16 protein-coding genes are annotated in these 18,504 nt (G+C 66.9%); 3 read left to right on the forward strand and 13 right to left on the reverse strand.

From position 1 onward, the window contains the following. Positions 1 to 61 precede the first annotated feature (61 nt). Complete coding sequence (locus DFLDMN_RS30025) at positions 62 to 760, forward strand: dienelactone hydrolase family protein (protein ID WP_423199383.1); 699 nt, start codon at positions 62 to 64, stop codon at positions 758 to 760. Positions 761 to 772: 12 nt separating this feature from the next. Here DFLDMN_RS30025 and DFLDMN_RS30030 read toward each other — a convergent pair whose 3' ends face one another. The 5 genes from DFLDMN_RS30030 to DFLDMN_RS30050 form a co-directional block, all read right to left on the reverse strand. Continuing rightward, positions 773 to 1,408, reverse strand: coding sequence for a CoA transferase (locus DFLDMN_RS30030; RefSeq protein ID WP_423199384.1), 636 nt, complete (start codon positions 1,406 to 1,408; stop codon positions 773 to 775). Positions 1,409 to 1,434: 26 nt separating this feature from the next. Then, positions 1,435 to 2,958, reverse strand: coding sequence for a tripartite tricarboxylate transporter permease (locus tag DFLDMN_RS30035; protein ID WP_423199385.1), 1,524 nt, complete (start codon positions 2,956 to 2,958; stop codon positions 1,435 to 1,437). Positions 2,959 to 2,967: 9 nt separating this feature from the next. Beyond that, on the reverse strand, positions 2,968 to 3,474 hold the full coding sequence (locus DFLDMN_RS30040; RefSeq protein WP_423199386.1) for a tripartite tricarboxylate transporter TctB family protein: 507 nt from the start codon (positions 3,472 to 3,474) through the stop codon (positions 2,968 to 2,970). Between the two features lie 99 nt (positions 3,475 to 3,573). Further along, positions 3,574 to 4,575, reverse strand: coding sequence for a Bug family tripartite tricarboxylate transporter substrate binding protein (locus DFLDMN_RS30045; RefSeq protein ID WP_423199387.1), 1,002 nt, complete (start codon positions 4,573 to 4,575; stop codon positions 3,574 to 3,576). 149 nt (positions 4,576 to 4,724) lie between these two features. Then, positions 4,725 to 5,936 carry a pyridoxal-phosphate-dependent aminotransferase family protein gene (locus DFLDMN_RS30050; protein WP_423199388.1) on the reverse strand — a complete coding sequence of 404 codons (1,212 nt, stop codon included), beginning with the start codon at positions 5,934 to 5,936 and terminating at the stop codon, positions 4,725 to 4,727. 250 nt (positions 5,937 to 6,186) lie between these two features. On the opposite strand from DFLDMN_RS30050, the gene DFLDMN_RS30055 reads away from it, so the two are divergent. Next, positions 6,187 to 6,879 (forward strand): GntR family transcriptional regulator, encoded by a 693-nt coding sequence (locus DFLDMN_RS30055; protein WP_423199389.1) that lies wholly within the window; start codon positions 6,187 to 6,189, stop codon positions 6,877 to 6,879. Between the two features lie 73 nt (positions 6,880 to 6,952). Beyond that, on the forward strand, positions 6,953 to 9,979 hold the full coding sequence (locus tag DFLDMN_RS30060; RefSeq protein ID WP_423199390.1) for an FAD-binding and (Fe-S)-binding domain-containing protein: 3,027 nt from the start codon (positions 6,953 to 6,955) through the stop codon (positions 9,977 to 9,979). Positions 9,980 to 10,022: 43 nt separating this feature from the next. On the opposite strand, the gene DFLDMN_RS30065 is transcribed toward DFLDMN_RS30060, so the two are convergent. The 8 genes from DFLDMN_RS30065 to DFLDMN_RS30100 all read right to left on the reverse strand — a co-directional run bounded on the left by DFLDMN_RS30065 (position 10,023) and on the right by DFLDMN_RS30100 (position 18,467). Continuing rightward, positions 10,023 to 12,461, reverse strand: coding sequence for a penicillin acylase family protein (locus DFLDMN_RS30065; protein ID WP_423200619.1), 2,439 nt, complete (start codon positions 12,459 to 12,461; stop codon positions 10,023 to 10,025). A gap of 209 nt (positions 12,462 to 12,670) precedes the next feature. Continuing rightward, on the reverse strand, positions 12,671 to 14,311 hold the full coding sequence (locus DFLDMN_RS30070; protein ID WP_423199391.1) for a flavodoxin domain-containing protein: 1,641 nt from the start codon (positions 14,309 to 14,311) through the stop codon (positions 12,671 to 12,673). Then, positions 14,308 to 15,315, reverse strand: a complete 1,008-nt coding sequence (locus DFLDMN_RS30075; protein ID WP_423199392.1) for an FAD:protein FMN transferase — start codon at positions 15,313 to 15,315, stop codon at positions 14,308 to 14,310. Before DFLDMN_RS30075 ends, DFLDMN_RS30070 begins: the two co-directional genes overlap by 4 nt. 16 nt (positions 15,316 to 15,331) lie before the next feature. Further along, positions 15,332 to 16,165: a DUF4198 domain-containing protein gene (locus tag DFLDMN_RS30080; RefSeq protein WP_423199393.1), complete on the reverse strand. Its 834-nt coding sequence runs from the start codon at positions 16,163 to 16,165 to the stop codon at positions 15,332 to 15,334. A gap of 26 nt (positions 16,166 to 16,191) precedes the next feature. Beyond that, positions 16,192 to 16,704: a DUF2271 domain-containing protein gene (locus tag DFLDMN_RS30085; protein ID WP_423199394.1), complete on the reverse strand. Its 513-nt coding sequence runs from the start codon at positions 16,702 to 16,704 to the stop codon at positions 16,192 to 16,194. A gap of 38 nt (positions 16,705 to 16,742) precedes the next feature. After that, positions 16,743 to 17,396: a PepSY-associated TM helix domain-containing protein gene (locus DFLDMN_RS30090; protein WP_423199395.1), complete on the reverse strand. Its 654-nt coding sequence runs from the start codon at positions 17,394 to 17,396 to the stop codon at positions 16,743 to 16,745. 302 nt (positions 17,397 to 17,698) lie between these two features. Then, entirely contained in the window at positions 17,699 to 18,055 is a 357-nt protein-coding gene (locus DFLDMN_RS30095; protein WP_423199396.1) for a hypothetical protein, read from the reverse strand. Then, the gene (locus DFLDMN_RS30100; RefSeq protein ID WP_423199397.1) at positions 18,012 to 18,467 is read right to left on the reverse strand and encodes a hypothetical protein; all 456 of its coding nucleotides are present in this window, start codon (positions 18,465 to 18,467) and stop codon (positions 18,012 to 18,014) included. The genes DFLDMN_RS30095 and DFLDMN_RS30100 overlap by 44 nt, the downstream gene beginning before the upstream one ends. Positions 18,468 to 18,504 lie beyond the last annotated feature (37 nt).

The raw sequence follows: 18,504 nt of genomic DNA on the forward strand, positions 1-18,504 counted from the left end.
GCGCCGTCGGCCTGCTAACCTTATGGATTCGGATTCCCCACTCGCGACAGGAGATTCAGCCATGGGCCAGCGCATTTCGATCGACACACCGGACGGCAGCTTTGCCGCCTACCTCGCCACCCCGGATGCGTCCAACGCACGCGGCACCGCCATCGTCGTGATCCAGGAGATCTTCGGCATCAACGCCGATATGCGCGAGACCTGCGACAACTTTGCGCGCGAAGGCTTCGTGGCGATCTGTCCCGACCTGTACTGGCGCCTGGAGCCCAACGTCGAGCTCACCGACAAGACCGACGCCGAGTGGAAGAAGGCCCTGGAACTGATGAACGCGTTCAGCGTGGACAAGGGCGTGGAGGACATCGCCGCCACCATCGCGGTGGCGCGCAAGCAGCCAGGCGTGACCGGCGGCGTGGGTACCGTGGGTTACTGCCTCGGCGGCCTGCTGGCGTTCCTGACGGCCACGCGCACCGATACCGATACCGCGGTGTCGTACTACGGCGTCAACCTGGACAAGTTCCTCGGCGAGGCAGACCGCATCTCCAGGCCGCTGCTGATGCATATTGCCGAGCAGGACGAGTTCGTGCCGGCCGAAGCTCGCGCGACGATCGTTGAGACGCTCAAGGACAACCGCCTGATTGAGATCCATACCTACGCTGGCTGCCAGCACGCGTTTGCGCGCAACAACGGCATCCATTATGTCGATGCCGCCGCCAAGGCGGCCAATGCACGCACGCTGAAGGCCTTCCAGGCGATGAAGTAAGCCTGCGCGCGGTCACGCCGTGGCGGACTGCCCCGGCGTGGCTTCCGCCACCACGCCCGCCGCCAGCATCGCGTCGATCTCCGCCTCGGTGTAGCCGCACTCCGCCAGCAGCATGCGCGTGTGCTCGCCCAGACTTGGCGATGGGCGGTGATACTGCGGCGGGGTCTCCGAGAAGTGCACCGGATGGCCGATGGTGCGGATCGGGCCCGCCTCCGGATGCTCCTGCTGCACCACCATGCCGCGCGCCAGCGTCTGCGGATGGGACAGCGCCTGCCCGACCGAATGGACCGGGCCCGCCGGCACCCCGGCTGCGTCGAAGGCCGCCAGCCAGTCCGCCGACGGCCGTGTAACCAGTATCGCCGTCATGGCGGCCGAGCGCACCATGCGCAGGAACACCTCGCGGCCTTCCGGCCGCTTGAGGTCGAGCGCGATGCCACGCTTGTTCCGGTTCAGCATCAGGAACGGTGCCGATACGCCATGGATGGTCGGCTCACGATAGCCGCGCGCATCGTCCCCGCCGTCGAGCTTCTCGATCTTCACCACGTCGGCGCCAAGGTCGGCCAGCATCATGCCGCAGGTCGGTCCCGCCATGATCTGCGCAAGTTCCAGCACGCGCAGTCCAGCCAGCGCGGAAGGCAAATTGGACATCGGCAACTCCGGTCAGCAGACCGCGCTCATTTGATGCCTCCCGGCGTGGCCATGTCACGGCGGCGCTTGCGCGTCTCCATCAGCCCGCCCAGCAGCGGCCACACCAGGATCACGATGGCGAGACCCATGATGGTGCCAACCAGGCCGTTGGACCAGAACACATCGAGCTGCCCCTGCGACATCAGCATGGTCTGGCGGAAGGCGTCCTCGGCGCGGTCGCCCAGCACCAGCGCCAGCACGAGCGGCGCGAGCGGATAGTCCAGTTTCTTCAGCACGTAGCCGATCACGCCGAAGATCAGCATGAGCCAGACGTCGAACATTGCGTTGTGCACGGTGTACGCGCCAATCGCACAGACCACCAGGATCAGAGGCGCGATGATCGCGAACGGAATGCGCAGGATGGCGGCGAACAGCGGCACCGTGGACAACACCACCACCAGCCCGGCGATATTGCCGAGGTACATGCTGGCGATCAGGCCCCACACGAAGGTCTTCTGCTCGGTGAACAGCAGCGGTCCCGGCTGCAGGCCCCAGATCATCAGGCCGCCGAGCAGCACCGCCGCCGTGGCGGAGCCCGGAATGCCGAGCGCCAGCATCGGCAACAGCGCGCTGGTGCCGGCGGCATGGGCGGCGCACTCGGGCGCGACCACACCTTCCACGTTACCGCGGCCGAAGGTCTCGCGATTGCGCGCAAAGCGCTTGGCCACGCCATAGCCCATGAACGAGGCCGCGGTGGCACCGCCGGGCGTGACCCCGAGCCAGCAACCGATCACCGACGAGCGGATCAGCGTCAGCCAGTAGCGCGGCAGTTCGGCCCAAGTCTTGAGCACGATCTTGAGGTCGATATTGGCACGCTTGCCGCGGAACGCGATGCCCTCCTCCATCGTCATCAGGATCTCGCTGATGCCGAACAGGCCGATCACGACCACGAGAAAGTCGAACCCGCGCAGCATTTCGGTGGAGCCGAACGTCATGCGCAGCGTGCCCGACACCGTGTCCATGCCAACCGCCGCCAGCGCAAAGCCGATGCACATGGCGATCACGATCTTGGCCTTGGCTTCCTTGCCCATGCCGATAAAGCTGCAGAAGGTGAGGAAATAGACCGCGAAGAACTCCGGAGGCCCGAAGCGCAAGGCGAACTTGGCCACCAGCGGCGCGAGGAACGTGATCAGCAACACGCCGGCCAGCGCGCCGATGAACGAACCCGTGAATGCCGACGTGAGCGCACGTCCGGCCTCGCCTTGCTGTGCGAGTGGATAGCCATCGAAGGTGGTCGCCACCGACCACGCCTCACCCGGGATATTGAACAGGATCGAGGTGATTGCCCCGCCGAACAACGCGCCCCAGTAGATACAGGACAGCATGATGATGGCCGACGTTGGCTCCATCGAGAACGTCAGCGGCAGCAGGATGGCCACGCCATTGGGGCCGCCCAGGCCCGGCAGCACGCCCACCACGATGCCAAGCAGGATGCCCGCCAGCATCAGCAGGACGTTGTGCCACGACATCGCGATCGCAAAGCCGCCCATCAGCGAATTGAGTTCTTCCATCGCGGCTCCTCAGAATCCGAAGGCCGCTTCGAGCGGTCCCTTTGGCAGCGGCACACGGAACTGCATCTCGAAGATCCAGAACAGGGCCGCGTTGATCGCCACGCCGGTCAGCACCGCGCGCCACCAGGCGAACTTGCCGATGGCCACCATGAATCCCATGATGAACAGCGCGGAAGCCACATAGATGCCGAGGAACGCGATGATGGTCACGTACACGGTCAGCGGTACGACGATCACGGCTACCTGGCGCAGTTGCGGCCAGGTGACGAAGGTCTCGCGCGCATCGGTGCGCCACGCGTGCCACAGCACGACGAGACAGGAGAGGAAAATCAGTGCGCCGATGCGCAGGGGAAAATAGCCCGCTTCGGGCCCGTCGGGCGCCCAACCCGCGCCGATGCGGTAATTGCTGACCATCACCACCACCGCCCCCGCCGCAATCAGCAACGCAACAGCGAGTTCGGCCGTGCGCACCGTGATGGCGGCAGGCGCGGCGGTGTCCTGTGGGTGTTCGCCCATGATGGGTCTCCTGAGATCGATTCCTGGAAGGCCTGCCCTCTCGCCGCCCTGGCGCCGCCGCAGCGGCGCCAGGGCTCAGCCCGGAGCATTTGGCGCGTGCTACTTCGCGGCCGTCACGAACCCGGCTGCCTTGATGACGTCCTTGTGCCGGTTCTCGTCGGCGGTCAGGAAGTCGGTCAGCGGCTTGCCGACCAGGAAATCGTTCTTGAGCGCATTCTTCTCTAGGTATTCCTTCCACTCGGGCGTGGCCACCACCTTCTGCATCAGGTCCACGTAGTACTTCTGCTGGTCGGGCGTGACGCCGCCGGGCAGCATGAAGACGCGCAGCATCTCGTATTCGACGTCGAGGCCCGCTTCCTTGCAGGTGGGAATGTCGTGCCAGCTCTGCGTGCTGGTGACCTTGACCGTGTACTGCATGCGTTCAGGCGCGAACACGCACAGCGCGCGATGCTCGCCCGCGCGCCACTGGCCGACGGACTCGGAAGGATTGTTGACGTTGGAGTCGATATGCTTGCCCGATAGCTGCGTGGCGGCCTCGCCGCCGCCCTTGTACGGGATGTAGATAAAGCGCACGCCGGCCTTGCGTTCCGTCTGCGCCGTGATGATCTGGTCCTCGCGCTTGGAACTGGTGCCGCCCATCTTGAGCTTGCCCGGATTCTTCCTGGCCTCCGCCAGGTAATCGGCGACGGTCTTGTACGGGTCCTGCGCGTTGGTCCACAGCACGAATTCGTCCTGCGCCACCATCGCCACCGGCGTGAGGTCGCGCCAGTTGAACGGCAACTGGCTGATCATCGGCACCGTATACAGCGCCGACGATGTGACCAGCAGCTTGTGCGCGTCGCCCTTGGACTGCTTGGTATCCATCAGGCCTTCGGCACCGCTGGCGCCGGCCTTGTTGACGACGATCACCGGCTGGCTCATCAGCTTGTGCTTGGCGATGATGCCCTGGATCGAGCGCGCCATCTGATCGGAGGCGCCGCCGGCACTGAACGGCACCACGATCTCGACCGGCTTGGTTGGCTCCCAGGCAAACGCCGGGGCCATCGCCACACTGAGCAAAGAGGCGCACGCGAGGGCGCGTGCGGTATAACGCAACGTCATGGCTTGTCTCCTTTCATGGAGGCCGTGCGGTTCTGTTGCCGCATCGGCCTGTCGCCCGCCATCGTCGATGGCCGGCACCCGTCCTGCCAAAACTTGCCCTGCTTTCCCTGCTGGACTGCGATCTGCTGGCCAGGCTGACTCGCGCGTTATCAGGCCGCGCGCAAGGTCGGCGCCGCTGCCGCGGCGGCCGCACGCAGACTGTCCATCGCGGCGAGCACGCCGCCGGCCTGGTGCGGCACACCGGCCAGCGCCAGACCCATCTCCACGCCCGACAGCGTGCCCATCAGCGTCAGGTCGTTGAAGTCGCCCAGGTGCCCGATGCGGAAGATCTTGCCGGACACCTTGGACAGCCCCTGCCCGAGCGACATGTTGAAATGCTCGAGCACGATCTTGCGGAACGCGTCCGCGTTGTGGCCGTCGGGCATGACCACGGCCGTCAACGCGGGGCTGTATTCGGCCGGGTTCTGGCACAGGATCTCGAGCCCCCATGCGCGCACCGCGGCGCGCGTGGCTTCCGCATGGCGCTTGTGGCGCGCGAACACGTTCGGCAATCCTTCCTCCAGCAGCATGTCGCACGCCTCGGACAATCCGTAGAGCAGGTTGGTCGCCGGCGTGTACGGCCAGTACCCGTTCTTGTTGGCCTCGATGATCTCTTCCCATCCCCAGAACGCCTTGGGCAGCTTCGCCTGTGCCGAGGCGGCGATCGCCTTGGCGCTGACGGCGTTGAACGAGATGCCCGGCGGCAGCATCAGGCCCTTCTGCGAGCCCGCCACCGTCACGTCCACGCCCCATTCGTCATGGCGGTAGTCCACCGAGCCGAGCGACGAGATGGTGTCCACCAGCAGCAGCGCCGGATGGCCCGCCCCATCGATCGCACGGCGCACGGCGGCGATATCGGAGGTCACGCCGGTCGAGGTCTCGTTGTGCACCACGCAGACCGCCTTGATGGTGTGCTGACGGTCCTCGGCGAGGCGCGCGCCGATGGCAGCGGCATCGACGCCATGGCGCCAGTCGCCGCCAAGGAATTCCGGCACCAGCCCGAGCTTGTCGGCCATGCGCTTCCAGAGCGAGGCGAAATGCCCGGTCTCGAACATCAGTACGTGGTCGCCAGGCGACAGCGTGTTGACGAGCGCCGCTTCCCAGGCGCCGGTGCCCGACGCGGGATAGATCACGACCGGCTGCTCGGTCTGGAAGATCTTGCGGATATCGGCCAGCACCTTCTTGCCGAGTTGCTGGAATTCGGGGCCCCGATGGTCGATGGTCGGATAGTCCATCGCACGCAACACGCGGTCCGGCACGTTGGTCGGTCCGGGAATCTGCAGGAAGTGCCGGCCGCTCGGGTGGGAATTGAGTCGGATCATGTCGCCTCGTGTCCTTATGTTTGAATTTTGTATTCAAAAAACAGCGATGCACTGCGGGACTGGGTTACGGGATAATGTTGGCTGGCTTGCGCGCCCTCAATCCCCATGAAAAGCCTTATAAATCAATATCTATCTGGCTTTTATTCCGCTCTCCGCGCCGCTCCGGGCGTGGCCAGCGGCTCCGGATTGCAGTTCGTGCTTGCCCCAGAGTAGGTTTTGAATACAATACTGTCAAGCCGCGATATCACCGATGAGTCTCAATCCGACCCCTCCCTCCCAGGCCGTCGACCGCCAGATCCTGCATGTGGCGGTCGCCCAGCGCCTGCGCGCCATGATCCTGGAGGGCGAGCTGGCGCCTGGTACCCGCCTGAACGAGCGCGTGCTGTGCGACCAGCTGCAGGTCTCGCGCACGCCGTTGCGCGAAGCCTTCAAGGTGCTGGCCGGCGACGGCCTCGTGACGCTGCTGCCGAATCGCGGCGCCGAGGTGGTCCAGCTGTCGCAGGAAACGATCGACCATCTGTTCGAGATGATGGGCGCGCTGGAAGGCATGTCCGGCGAGCTTGCCTGTGCCCGTATCTCCGACGCCGAGCTCAACGAGATTCGCGCGTTGCACTTCGAGATGCTCGCCTGCCACGCGCGGCGGGATCTGCCCAACTACTACGCGCTGAATCGCCGCATCCACGATGCGATCAACGCCGCGGCGCGCAATCCCATCCTCGAGGAGACCTATCGCCGCATCAACCTGCGCATTCAGGCGCTGCGTTTTCGCTCGAACTTCGACCAGGACAAATGGGACACCGCGGTGCAGGAGCACGGCGCCATGCTCGAATTCCTGGCCAGGCGCGACGGCGCGGGCCTGCGTGACCTGTTGCGCGCGCACCTGCAGCACAAGCGCGACGCGCTGATTGCCGAAATAGAACGCGTACAGGGCGCCGCCGCCTGATGCACGGGGCCGCGCACGCGGTCCGCCATCGGTGGGTGCCCGAGTCCGCGCCATAACCGGAGACCCCACGCCCATGGCATTGCCCACCACCCCCACGCCGCCCGGCGTACAGCCGCTCCACTTCATGCCGCGCGGCGGGGCCGCGCCGACGCTGCAATCGCCGCTTTACCGGCGTCTGGCTGCCGAACTGCGCGGCGACGTGCTGTTCGATACCGCCAGCCGCGGACGCTACGCCACGGATGCGTCGATCTACCAGATCATGCCAATCGGCGTGGTGGTGCCGCGTGACGAGGCCGATGCGCGGCTTGCCCTCGATATCGCGCGCGATTTTCGCGCGCCGCTCTTGCCGCGCGGCGGTGGTACCAGCCAGTGCGGCCAGACCGTCGGCGAGGCGCTCGTCATCGACAACAGCAAGTGGCTGAACCAGGTCATCGATTTCGATCCGGTGGCGCGCACCGTCACGGTCCAGCCCGGCATCGTGCTCGACCATCTCAACGCCTGGCTCAAGCCGCATGGGCTGTGGTTTCCCGTCGACGTCTCCACCGCCGCGCAATGCACGATCGGCGGCATGGCGGGCAACAACTCGTGCGGCTCGCGCTCGATCCAGTACGGCAACATGGTCCACAACGTACTGGGCATCGACGCGATTCTCGCCAACGGGGAAGACGTGCGCTTCGATGGCGGCTGGCCGGCGAGCGGTGCCCCCCATCGCGCCATCGCCGACGGCGTGCAGCGCATCGCGACACGGGAGCGTGCCGCCATCGCGGAAATGTATCCGCACGTACTGCGCCGCGTGGGCGGCTACAACCTCGATATCTTCGCGCCGCAAAGCGAAAAGCCCTATACCGCGGACGGCAGCGTGAATCTGTCGCACCTGCTGGTGGGATCCGAAGGTACGCTGGCCTACTTCAAGCGACTCACGCTGCAATTGGCACCATTGCCGACGCACAAGACGCTCGGGGTGGTGAACTTCCCCACCTTCTACCAGGCGATGGACATGACGCGCCATATCGTCGGCCTGGGTCCGGCGGCGGTGGAGCTCGTGGACCGCACCATGATCGACCTGTCGCGGCGCAATCCGGCCTTCCGTCCCGTGATCGAGCGCGCGCTGGTGGGCGAGCCGGAGGCGATCCTGCTGGTCGAGTTCGCCGGCGACGAGCGCGACGCCACCCTGCGCGGACTTGCCCGCCTGGTCGAGCTGATGGCCGACCTCGGGTTGCCAGGCTCGGTAGTCGAGATGCCCGATGCCGGTCCGCAGAAAGCCCTGTGGGAAGTGCGCAAGGCCGGCCTCAACATCATGATGAGCATGAAGGGCGACGGCAAACCCGTGTCCTTTATCGAAGACTGCGCGGTACCGCTCGAGCACCTGGCCGAATATACGGCGCGCCTGACCGAGGTGTTCCTCAAGCACGGCACGCGCGGCACCTGGTATGCCCATGCCAGCGTCGGCACGCTACATGTGCGGCCGGTGCTCGACATGCGCCGCGACGGCGCCGCCAAGATGCGCGCGATCGCCGAGGAAGCCGCCGCCATGGTGCGCCAGTACAAGGGCGCCTACTCCGGCGAGCACGGCGACGGCATCTGCCGCGGCGAGTGGGTGGCATGGCAGTTCGGGCCCTCGCTCAACCGCGCGTTCGAGGAAGTGAAGGCGCTGTTCGACCCCGATCATCGCTTCAATCCCGGCAAGATCGTACGCACCCCACGCATGGACGATGCCGCGCTGTTCCGTTTTCCGCCCAGCTATACGGTCAAGCCGATTACCCCGGCGCTCGACTGGTCGGCGTGGAACGTCACGCGCGACGCGGTCACCGAAGTGGAAAGCCCGCCCGGCAGCGGCCGCGATCCCGCCGGGGGCCTCGCGGCCGCCGTCGAGATGTGCAACAACAACGGCCATTGCCGCAAGTTCGATGCGGGCACGATGTGCCCGAGCTATCGCGTCACGCGCGACGAACAGCACCTGACGCGCGGCCGCGCCAACACGCTGCGGCTTGCGTTGTCGGGTCAGCTCGGCCCGGAGGGCCTGCTGGAGCCGGCGGTCAAGCAGACGCTGGACCTCTGCGTGTCGTGCAAGGGCTGCAAGCGCGATTGCCCGACCGGCGTCGATATGGCGAAGATGAAGATCGAGGTCCGCGCCGCGCATGCGCGCGCCGGCCGTCTGCGCCTGCGCGACCGGCTCGTGGCCTGGCTGCCGCGCTACGCCGGCGTGGCCAGCCGCCTGCCATGGCTGTTCAACCTGCGCGACAGCGTGCCCGGCCTGCCGCGCCTGGGCGAGCATCTGCTGGGCCTGTCCGCGCGCCGCTCGTTGCCGCGCTGGCAGACCGCGTTCGTCGGCGCGCATTACACGCCCAGGGCGGTCGGCGGCAAGGAAGTGATGCTGTTCGTCGATACGTTCAATAACCACATGGAGCCGGAGAACGCTCGCGCGGCCCAGCGCGTGCTCGAGCAGGCCGGCTATACGGTCCACCTGTCCGCCGTGCCGGGCCAACGGCCGCTCTGTTGCGGCCGGACGTTCCTGGCGGCGGGCCTGGTCGATGAGGCCAGGGCGGAAGCGAAGCGTGCGCTCGATGCGCTGCTGCCGTTCGTGGCACGCGGTGTGGCGGTCGTCGGCCTGGAGCCGTCGTGCCTGCTGACCATGCGCGACGAGTTCCTGCAATACGGCTATGGCGATGCCGCGCGCCAGCTGGCCGCCCATGCCATGCTGTTCGAGGAATTCCTCGTGCGCGAGCATGCCGCCGGGCGCTTTGCACCGACGCTGAAGGCCATCGGCAAGGCGCGTGCGCTGCTGCACGGGCATTGCCACCAGAAGGCATTCGATGCGGTCCGGCCCGTGGAGCAGGTACTGGGCTGGATTCCGGAGCTCAAGGCCGAACTGATCGAGTCGTCCTGCTGCGGCATGGCCGGCAGCTTCGGCTACGAGGCCGAGCATCACGAGGCCTCGATGAAGATGGCGGAACTGTCGCTGTTGCCCGCGATACGCAAGGCGGGCGCGGACGCGATCGTGGTGGCCGACGGCACCAGCTGCCGCCATCAGATCCACGATGGCGCGCAGCGCGAAGCACTGCACGTGGCGCGCGTGCTCGAGATGGCCATGCAGGGCTGAGCGGCGCGGGCGGGGGGCAGCGCGCCGCCCCGGGCACCGCCCCTCATGGCGCCAACTTCGCCGCCGCCTGGCGCGGCACCAGCTCGACGCGGCCGACGCTCGCCCGCTCCACTGCCTCGCGCGAATACACCAGCGGAAAGTATTGGCCCTTGGCCCAGCGCGGCGCCAGGTTGCGATAGTTCGGACTGGCGGGATTGCCGGCCTGCCCCGGCGTGTTCACCGCGCGCGACGCGTCCCAGTTGCCGACGTCGAGCACCATGCGATACGAAGCGCCGGCGGTCAACTCGAAATCGCTGTTGCGGTAAGTCGTTGCCATCGGCGTATAGGCCGAGCCGCCGATCGGGCCGGCCTCGACGTCGTACTGCTGCCGCGCCGCCGCATCGAGAATCGGGCTAAGCGGATGGTGGAACACCGCGCGGTGCAGCTTGCCCCATTGCCATGCGCGCGGGTCGGGCCCGAGCTTCTGTTCGACCTCGGCCATCGCCTGCTTGAGCGAGCCGAGCATGACCTCGTTGCGGCGCGCCACCGGCATCCACGGGTCGGGCTGTTCCAGTACCGCGATCACGCGCGCCGCATCGCCGGCGCCGACCAGCCTGGCGGCCTCGGGCGGCAGCGCGGCCTGCACCGTGGCGGGACGCAGATGCTTGCTGAACCAGACCTCGAACAATGCGGCGGGCGCACTGTCCGCGCGCTCGTTGCCATCCCAGCCGCGCAGCAGTTCCAGGCCGCGCTGGATCTGCGCATCGTCGCTGTCGAGGCCGCGCAGTAACGCGACCACACGCTGCGCCGGCAACGACACGGTATCGGTCTGCCAGGCCATCGAGTCCGCCAGCGAACTGCGCGGATTCGCCGCCACCACGCTCTTGAGGCGACGTGCGCGCGAACCGTCGCTCCACTCGTAGCCGATGCCCTTCTGTGCGGCCGGATGATCGGGCGGGATATTGTTCTCGTTGGCAGTCACCACATAGCCGGCCGCCGGGTTATACGTCCACGGCAGTTCATCCATGTCGCGATAGCCGGCCCACTCGTAGCGGCCATCGCCCGGAACCGGCGTCAGGCCATCCCAATTCGGGCGGATAACGGTCAGCCCGCCAGGCAGCCAGCCGATATTGCCGCTTCGGTCCGCATAGACCTGGTTCTCGCCCGGCGCGCCCCAACGGTTCATCGCCGCGCGGAACTGGTCCCAGCTCTGCGCGCGCATATAGTCCATCGAGCCAAAGTACGGCGCCATGCCGATATCGAGCCACGCGGCGCGTAACGCGTAGGCGCGATGGCTGGCGGCATCGGCGTATAGCAGCGGACCGTGGCGCGTGAAGTCGAGCGTGACGGTGCGTGGCGTCGGCTCGCCCTTTACCGCGATCTGTTCGGTCACGGTCTCCATCGGCTCCCACCGCCCCTTGTACTTGTACTCGTGCGGCTGGGCCGGGTTGGTCTCGTACACGTACAGGTCTTCCTGGTCCATGTAGAAGCGCGTCAGCCCGAACGCGATGGTGCCGTTGTGGCCGATCGAGATGCCGGGCAGGAACGGCTCGCCGGCGCCGATTACCGACAGGCCGGGTGCGTTCAGATGGCTGATATAGCGCAGGCTCGGCGCGCCATGGGCGCGGTGCGGGTCATTGGCGAGGATCGGTCGACCCGTGGTCGTGCGCGCGCCCGCAATGACCCAGTTGTTGGAGCCAAGACTGCGCGCGAGGTCGCTGGCGGCGTCCTGAACCACGTACAGGGCATCGAGCGGTATAGCGCCGGCGCCGGCACGCTTGGCCGCGGTCCATTGGTCTTTGGGAAAGCGCGCGGCGGCGGTGGCCAACGCGTAGGCGCGCTTGAGTGCCACGCCCGGAATCGCGCACGGGTCGAGTCCGTCGGCAAGCTTTGGCGCGATGGGCGGGTCGAGTTCGCGCCGCAGCCAGTCCGCGCGCGCGGCTTCGGCGCCGGCTTTGCAATAAATCTGCGCGCGATCGACTTCGCCGGTGAAGTTGAGGGTCAGGCCATGATGGCGAATACGCACGATATCCTCGGCGCGCCAGTAAGCGGGCTTGTAGCCGAGCACGCGAAACTCGGGGGGCAGCAGTTCCGGATGCGCCTCGGTCTGCGCTACATAGGCGTTGACGCCCGCCACGAATGCCTCGGCCACGCGCTTGGCGTCGGAGCCATAGGCCAGCCATTCGCGATACATGTCGCCGCGGAACAGCACCGCGCGGGCCATGCGGTCGCCGTCGACATAGGCCGGACCGAAGTCCCTGGCCATCTCGCCGAGCCCGCGCTTGCGCCACAGGTCGATCTGCCACAGGCGGTCGCGCGCCGCCATGAAACCCTGCGCATAGAAGGCGTCGTAGAGCGTGTTGGCGTAGATATGCGGCACGCCCCAGCGATCAATCAGCACACTGGCCGGCTGCTCCAGACCCGTCACCGTGTAGCGGTCGGTCGTGACGGGCGCTGCCAGCGCCGGGTTGGCAAGCGTGGTAGCGAATGTGGCGGCCAGCATGATACCGGCGGCTAGCGCGGCCAGTACCGCGCCACGGCGGCTTCGCGAAGGTTGCATCGGGTCTCCTCATTTCGTTGTGTACTCAACGAATGAGGATAGTCATCCCGACGTGCAATGACGAGTTTGCGTCACGCAAACGCGCGTTTCATCGGCACCGCGCCAGAGTCGCGGCGTCGGTGGTATCAGCGGCGTCGATCCCGAGGTTAGCGTCAATACACGTCGCGGCGATAGCGGCCGTCCTCGCCCATCTGCTGCAGCAAGGCTGTCCCCAGCATGGCTTCCAGCGTCGCCTGGACGCCGCCGGCCATGCCTTGCAGACTGCCGCACACGTAGATGGCGGCACCATCGGCGACCCACTGGCGCACGGTGTCCGCCTGCGCGGCGAGGGCGTCCTGCACATAGCGGTATGGGCCGCCGTCGCGCGAGTAGACCAGGTCCATGCGCTGCAGCACGCCCGCGGCACGCCATGCCTGCAGCTCGTCGTGATGGAACGCATCGTGCGCGGCCGTGCGCTCGCCAAACAGGAGCCAGTTGCGCGCGTGGCCGGCGCGCGCACGCGCCTTGAGATGTGCGCGCAAACCCGCGAGCCCGGTGCCGTTGCCGATCAGGATCAGCGGACGGTCGTCGACGGGCGGATGAAAGGCGCGGTTGGTGCGTACCCGCAGTGCGATGGCCGCGCCTGGCGCCGCATGGGCGGTGAGCCAGCCCGAGGCGAGGCCGAGGCTGCCCTCGTCACGGCGCGTCTGGCGCACAAGCAGTTCCAGGCGACCGTCCGCCGGCAGCGATGCAATCGAGTACTCGCGATGCGGCAGCGCCGGCAGCGCGTCGATCAGGCGCTGCGGCGACAGCTCCCTGAGCGTTTCCAGGTAGGTGTCGGGCATGGTCAGGCGTGTGGCCAGCGCGTCGACGAGCGTGGTCGGGCGACCGTCGCAGCGTACCGGTGCGCTGCCATCCTTGCCCAGTTGGTCCAGTAGTCGTGCCACCACCGCGGGCGGCTGGCGCGGCCCGATTTCCGCGATATCGCCGGCCGTCCATGCCAGCGCGCCGTCGTCTTCCGGCACCAGCGCGAGATGAAACGCTGGCGCACCGGGGCTGCCAGGATTGAGCAGGCGCCGCTCGGCGAGTTGCCAGCGGCCATAGCGCGGCCGTTCCCAATCCGCGATTTCGGCACCGCCGGCCAGCGCCGACAGGTGATTCTGCCAGTGGCGCAAGGCGCCCGGGTCGCCGTTGTCGACCTCGACCATGTCGAACAGGGCCTGTGCATGATGCCGTTGCAGCCAGCCGGACAACGTGTGGCCGAACGCGCAGAAGCGCGCATAGCTGCTGTCGCCGAGCGCGAGAATGCCGTAGCGCAATTGCCGCAGGCGGTCCGGCGGCACGCCGGCCAGCAGGCGCCGCGCAAAGCCCGACGCGCTATCGGGCGCATCGCCCTCGCCGGTCGTGCTGACCAGGAACAGTGCCTGCCCGCTGCCCGCCAGCGCGGTGCCATCGAGGTCCGCAAACGAGACCACGCGCACCGGCATGCCGGCGCCGCGTAACGCCTGCGCGGTCTGCATGGCCAGTTGCTCGGCAAAGCCGGTCTGGCTGGCATAGGCCACCAGCGTGGGCCGGCCGGCATCATCGTCGGCGGACTCCCCGCCAAACGACGCACGCGCGGCGCGGCGGCGCCGGTGGTGTGCCAGCATGCCGAGGCTGAAGCCGAGGTAGGCGACGACCACACCCGCGGCAATCGCGAGGGGGTCATGCGCCAGTAGCGCGAGAGCGGTTCCCGCGATGAATGTGGCGACACAAGTGCCGACGTGGGCGCCGATATGGGTGCCGATATGGGCGAGCGACGACAGGGGATTCATTGGAGCATGGCGGCAAATGCCGGCGAGAGGTGTTCGTCGAAGCCCTGTGTCGTACGCACCAGAAAGCGAGCGGGCAGCGCATGGCGAACGGCCACGGCCATGCCGGCTTCGGGACCCAGCACGGTCAGCGCGGTGGACCACGCATCGGCCATCATCGCTTCCGCATGCAGCACCGTGACGGAGGCCAGCGCATGCGTGGCGGGATAGCCGGTGCGCGGATCGATGGTATGTGCGAAACGTTGGCCGTCCTGCTCGAAGTAGCGGCGGTAGTCGCCCGATGTCGCCATCGACAGGCCACACAGCGCGACCAGCGTGCGCTCGCGCACGCGCATCGCCGCCCCTTGCCACGGCGTTTCCAGCTCCACCCACCATGGCATGCCATCGGCCTTGACGCCCTGCCCGCGCAGTTCGCCGCCGATCTCCACGAGATGGCTCGGTACGCCCTGATCATCGAGATAGCGCGACACCGCATCCACCGCGAATCCCTTGGCAATCGCACAGAGGTCCAGCGAGAGATTGCCGGGCTGCAGCACGCGGCGATGCGCGGCGTCTACCGCCACGCGCTGCCAGCCGCAGTGCCCGCGCCGACGTACGATATCGTCCGTCGCCGGCACGGTGCGGCGCGGCCCGGCGGGGCCAAAGCCCCACAGGTCGACCAGCGGTCCCGCGCTGGGATCGTATGCGCCACCGCTGTCGCGCGCGGTCTGCAATGCCGCCTCCAGCACGGCAAACGCGTCGGCCGGCAGGGTGATCCACGTGCCCGCGGCGGCGCGGTTATAGCGGCTGATCGCGGAATCTACCGACCAGTTGCTCATCTGCGCAATCACGCCGTCGAGCACGGCACGAATGCCCGCGCCGATGGCTTCGCGGTCTGGCCCGGGCGGCAGTTCGGCCTTGACCGACCATGTCGTGCCCATGGTGTCGCCAGCCCAGTGCCAGAGACGCGTGCCGTCCGGCGATGCCGGCGGCACGGTCAGCGCGAGCGGGACCAGCACACGGGACATCGCAGCGTGGCCTAGCTTATTGCGGCAGTACTTCGACCGTCACGGCGTAGCTCGCGCGACGTGCCTTGACCTGCTTCAGCGAGGTGTTATTGTCGCGGACCTCGGCTTCCATCCAGTACATGCCCGGTGCCGGCCATTTGACCTGGAACTTGCCGTCGCTGTCGGTCGCGGCGTCAAACTCGTTGAGCTGGTCGCGATAGCGAATACCGCCCGGCACGACCGACACCTTGAGGTTGCTGGCCGGCTTGCCGTCGAGCAGCAGGCGGAAGCTCGCCGGCTCACCGGCGACGAGATCGTTCGGATGCGTGATCGGCACCATCTCCAGGCCCTTGCCCGTGGTCGTGAACACCCTGGTGTTCGGCTTGCCCGCCGTCACGTAGGTTTCCACGCGGCCCGCCACTTCGGTGGCCTGCACGTCGGCGGCATCGGCCGGCACGTTGGCCGCAAACGCGTCGGCGGTACCCCGCCAGCGGTTGACCTGCCCATTCACCTTCCAGCTTGCGAAGATGCCATGGTTGACCACCGCCACGCGATACGTGCCCGGTTGCGTCAGGTGCAGGTCGAACGAGCTGCGGAACTTGCCGGTCGCCTGATTCTCGGGCTTCACCGCGTTGCCGTCGGGCCCGGTCACGGCCAGGTTGTCGAGCCGCATCGGAACATGCTCGAAGATGAACAGATCGTTGGATACAGCGGCGTCCACGGTCACCCACGGATCATTCCCGGCCAGCACCGTGGTGGAGGGCAGCAGCCACTGCCGGTGCGCGTGGGCGGCGAGCGGCGCCAGCGCGACGAGGGTGAGAATGGTGGCGCGCGTAGCCAGGCGTTGCAGCGAGCGGGCAGGTGTGTTCATGGTGGGCTCCGGTTTGTTTCTCGATCTCAGGGCTTCAGCTCGACGCGCACGCCGGCCAGTTCATGTTCACCCTTGGCGCTGGCATTGGTGGCGGCTTGCGGCGGCCATGCGAACGGTACGCGCAGCAGTTCGCGGCCGCCGACCTCGCGCGCGGCCTCCACCACCAGCTGGTAATTGCCGGCCGGGAGCTTGCCGAGCGGGGCCTTGCCATCGCTAAAGGTCACGGCGTGCTCGCCCGGTGCCCGGGTGGCGCCCGAGATGCCATCGGCCGGCATCGTCATGTCGCGGCCTGCCTTGCGCCACCATTGGCGCATATCCTTGAGCCACTTGGTGCCGCCGTCTTCCTTGTTCTTGCCGTCGTACCAGACGGCGAGCGTCGACACCGGGCTCTGGTCCGCGCGTTCGACCCAGATCGACACATAGGGCCGATGATATTCCGCGACGTTCAGGCGAGGGATCTCCACCTTGACGTTCATCTCCGCGGCCACGGCGGGAACCGCGGCCATGCCGGTCAGGGTGACGGTAAGCAGTCGGCGCATGTCAGGACAGCCTTTCTCTTCGGTAGTGAATCGGTAAGTCAGTGAATGAATACGATGGCGAGCACCAGCGGCAGCACCAGGCCAAATCCCACCAGGGGCCAAGTCGCGACACGGCCGCCGGCATGAAGCTTCAGCAGGAACAGGCCGGTCACGCTGAACACGAGGCAGGCCAGCGCAAAGGCGTCGATAAACCAGCTCCAGGCGACGCCCGTATTACGGCCCTTATGCAGATCGTTGAGATAGGAAATCCAGCCCCGGCTGGTGACTTCGTACTGTGCCCCGCCATCGTCGAGCGAGACGCTGACCCAGGCATCGCCACCGGGCCGTGGCAGCGCCACATACACCTCGTCGGCCGACCATTCGGCCTCGCGGCCCGCGGTATCGATATGCCAGGCGCGCGCAAGCCATTCGGCCAGTGCCGGCGGCACCGGCCCTTTCTGGTTGCGTGCGCCGCCATCGGCCGGGGCGGCGCGCCGCAGCGCCGCCACCAGTTCGCGCGGCGCCGTATCGTCGCGCGTCACCACCTTGGGCCGCGCTTCAATCTGGCCCGCATGATTGAGCGTGAATCCCGTCAGCGCGAACAGCAGCATCCCGACCAGGCAGATCGCGGAACTGATCCAGTGCCACTGGTGAAGATGCTTGAGCCAGAAGGCGCGGCGCTGCTGGCCGGAAGCTGGCTGGGTATCCATCATGAAAATACGGGAATCATCAGAAACGGAGGGCACGCGGCTGCGGTGACATGGACGTCACAAGGATGCGCAGGCGGTAAGGATGATAATCGTTCTCAATTAGGAGGGCAATGCGGTGTGACGTCGCGCCCGTTACGGTCGATTACGTGGGTCGATTCCGTGGGGTCGATTACGTGGGTCGATTACGTGGGTCGATTCCGTGGGGTCGATTACGTGGGGTCGATTACGCGGGCGCCGCGCGCTGTCCTGGACATCGTGCAGCGCCCGCGCATCCAGCCTGATCTACAGACATACGTACGGCAGGCTTACGTACTCTCTTTCGGGGTTTTGGCACCCTTGACGGTCTTGACCCAGTGCTCCACCACCTCGCGCAAGGCGTAGCAGATGGTGGCTCCGCCGCCGATCACCAACGCAATGCGATCGTCACGGAGCCCGCCAAGCTCCTCGGGGGTGAGATGAAACGCCAGGACAATCAGCTTGAGGCCGGACAAGGTGCCTGCCAACGCCAGCTGGCAGGCGATCATCTCGCCGATGTCGGGCCAGGTACGTCGACAACAACAGGCAAGCGATACGGTCAGCCCGACCGCGGCCGCACCAACCGTTCCCGCATACGTAAAATCAGTCTCGGCGATGAGCCTCAACGTGTAGTCGGTGAATAGCAAAGGCCAGTCCTCCGAGTGCCCCGCACACAGCACCCCAAGGGCCCAGCTGGCCTCCGATGGTGGCGGCACCGATGACCATGGTGGCGACCATCCCGAACTTGCGATCACTGTCTGCATCCTTGTCCCGGCTGGACGGCATTGCCTCCGTCGCGCCGGCGCCCACTGCGTGGTTGGCCAGGACTAAGGAAGCGGCGCCAGGGTTGCCCGCACCGGCTACGGCATCATCACGCCCGACACCACCGCACGGACACGTGCGTGCAAACGAGCGGTATGCCACGCGCTCCGGCTTGCGGAAGATACCCAGGTTGCGGAAGCTGGCCGGTTTGCTGAAGTTGCCCGGTTTGCTGAGGTTGCCCGGTTTGCTGAGGTTGCCCAGTTTGCTGAGGTTGCTTAGTTTGCTGAAGACGTTCATAAGTCCGCTCCTTTCGCCTCATGCACCCCGCATGACG

The sequence above is a fragment of the Cupriavidus sp. H19C3 genome, from assembly GCF_049393815.1.
Lineage (GTDB): Bacteria > Pseudomonadota > Gammaproteobacteria > Burkholderiales > Burkholderiaceae > Cupriavidus.

Bases quoted from the DNA above. Each gene is read 5' to 3' on its own strand.
- DFLDMN_RS30045 (WP_423199387.1), bottom strand. From the start codon at position 4,575: ATGACGTTGCGTTATACCGCACGCGCCCTCGCGTGCGCCTCTTTGCTC.
- DFLDMN_RS30075 (WP_423199392.1), bottom strand. From the start codon at position 15,315: ATGTCCCGTGTGCTGGTCCCGCTCGCGCTGACCGTGCCGCCGGCATCG.
- DFLDMN_RS30060 (WP_423199390.1), top strand. From the start codon at position 6,953: ATGGCATTGCCCACCACCCCCACGCCGCCCGGCGTACAGCCGCTCCAC.
- DFLDMN_RS30030 (WP_423199384.1), bottom strand. From the start codon at position 1,408: ATGTCCAATTTGCCTTCCGCGCTGGCTGGACTGCGCGTGCTGGAACTT.
- DFLDMN_RS30080 (WP_423199393.1), bottom strand. From the start codon at position 16,165: ATGAACACACCTGCCCGCTCGCTGCAACGCCTGGCTACGCGCGCCACC.
- DFLDMN_RS30050 (WP_423199388.1), bottom strand. From the start codon at position 5,936: ATGATCCGACTCAATTCCCACCCGAGCGGCCGGCACTTCCTGCAGATT.
- DFLDMN_RS30085 (WP_423199394.1), bottom strand. From the start codon at position 16,704: ATGCGCCGACTGCTTACCGTCACCCTGACCGGCATGGCCGCGGTTCCC.
- DFLDMN_RS30055 (WP_423199389.1), top strand. From the start codon at position 6,187: ATGAGTCTCAATCCGACCCCTCCCTCCCAGGCCGTCGACCGCCAGATC.
- DFLDMN_RS30070 (WP_423199391.1), bottom strand. From the start codon at position 14,311: ATGAATCCCCTGTCGTCGCTCGCCCATATCGGCACCCATATCGGCGCC.
- DFLDMN_RS30025 (WP_423199383.1), top strand. From the start codon at position 62: ATGGGCCAGCGCATTTCGATCGACACACCGGACGGCAGCTTTGCCGCC.
- DFLDMN_RS30100 (WP_423199397.1), bottom strand. From the start codon at position 18,467: ATGAACGTCTTCAGCAAACTAAGCAACCTCAGCAAACTGGGCAACCTC.
- DFLDMN_RS30090 (WP_423199395.1), bottom strand. From the start codon at position 17,396: ATGATGGATACCCAGCCAGCTTCCGGCCAGCAGCGCCGCGCCTTCTGG.
- DFLDMN_RS30040 (WP_423199386.1), bottom strand. From the start codon at position 3,474: ATGGGCGAACACCCACAGGACACCGCCGCGCCTGCCGCCATCACGGTG.
- DFLDMN_RS30065 (WP_423200619.1), bottom strand. From the start codon at position 12,461: ATGCTGGCCGCCACATTCGCTACCACGCTTGCCAACCCGGCGCTGGCA.
- DFLDMN_RS30035 (WP_423199385.1), bottom strand. From the start codon at position 2,958: ATGGAAGAACTCAATTCGCTGATGGGCGGCTTTGCGATCGCGATGTCG.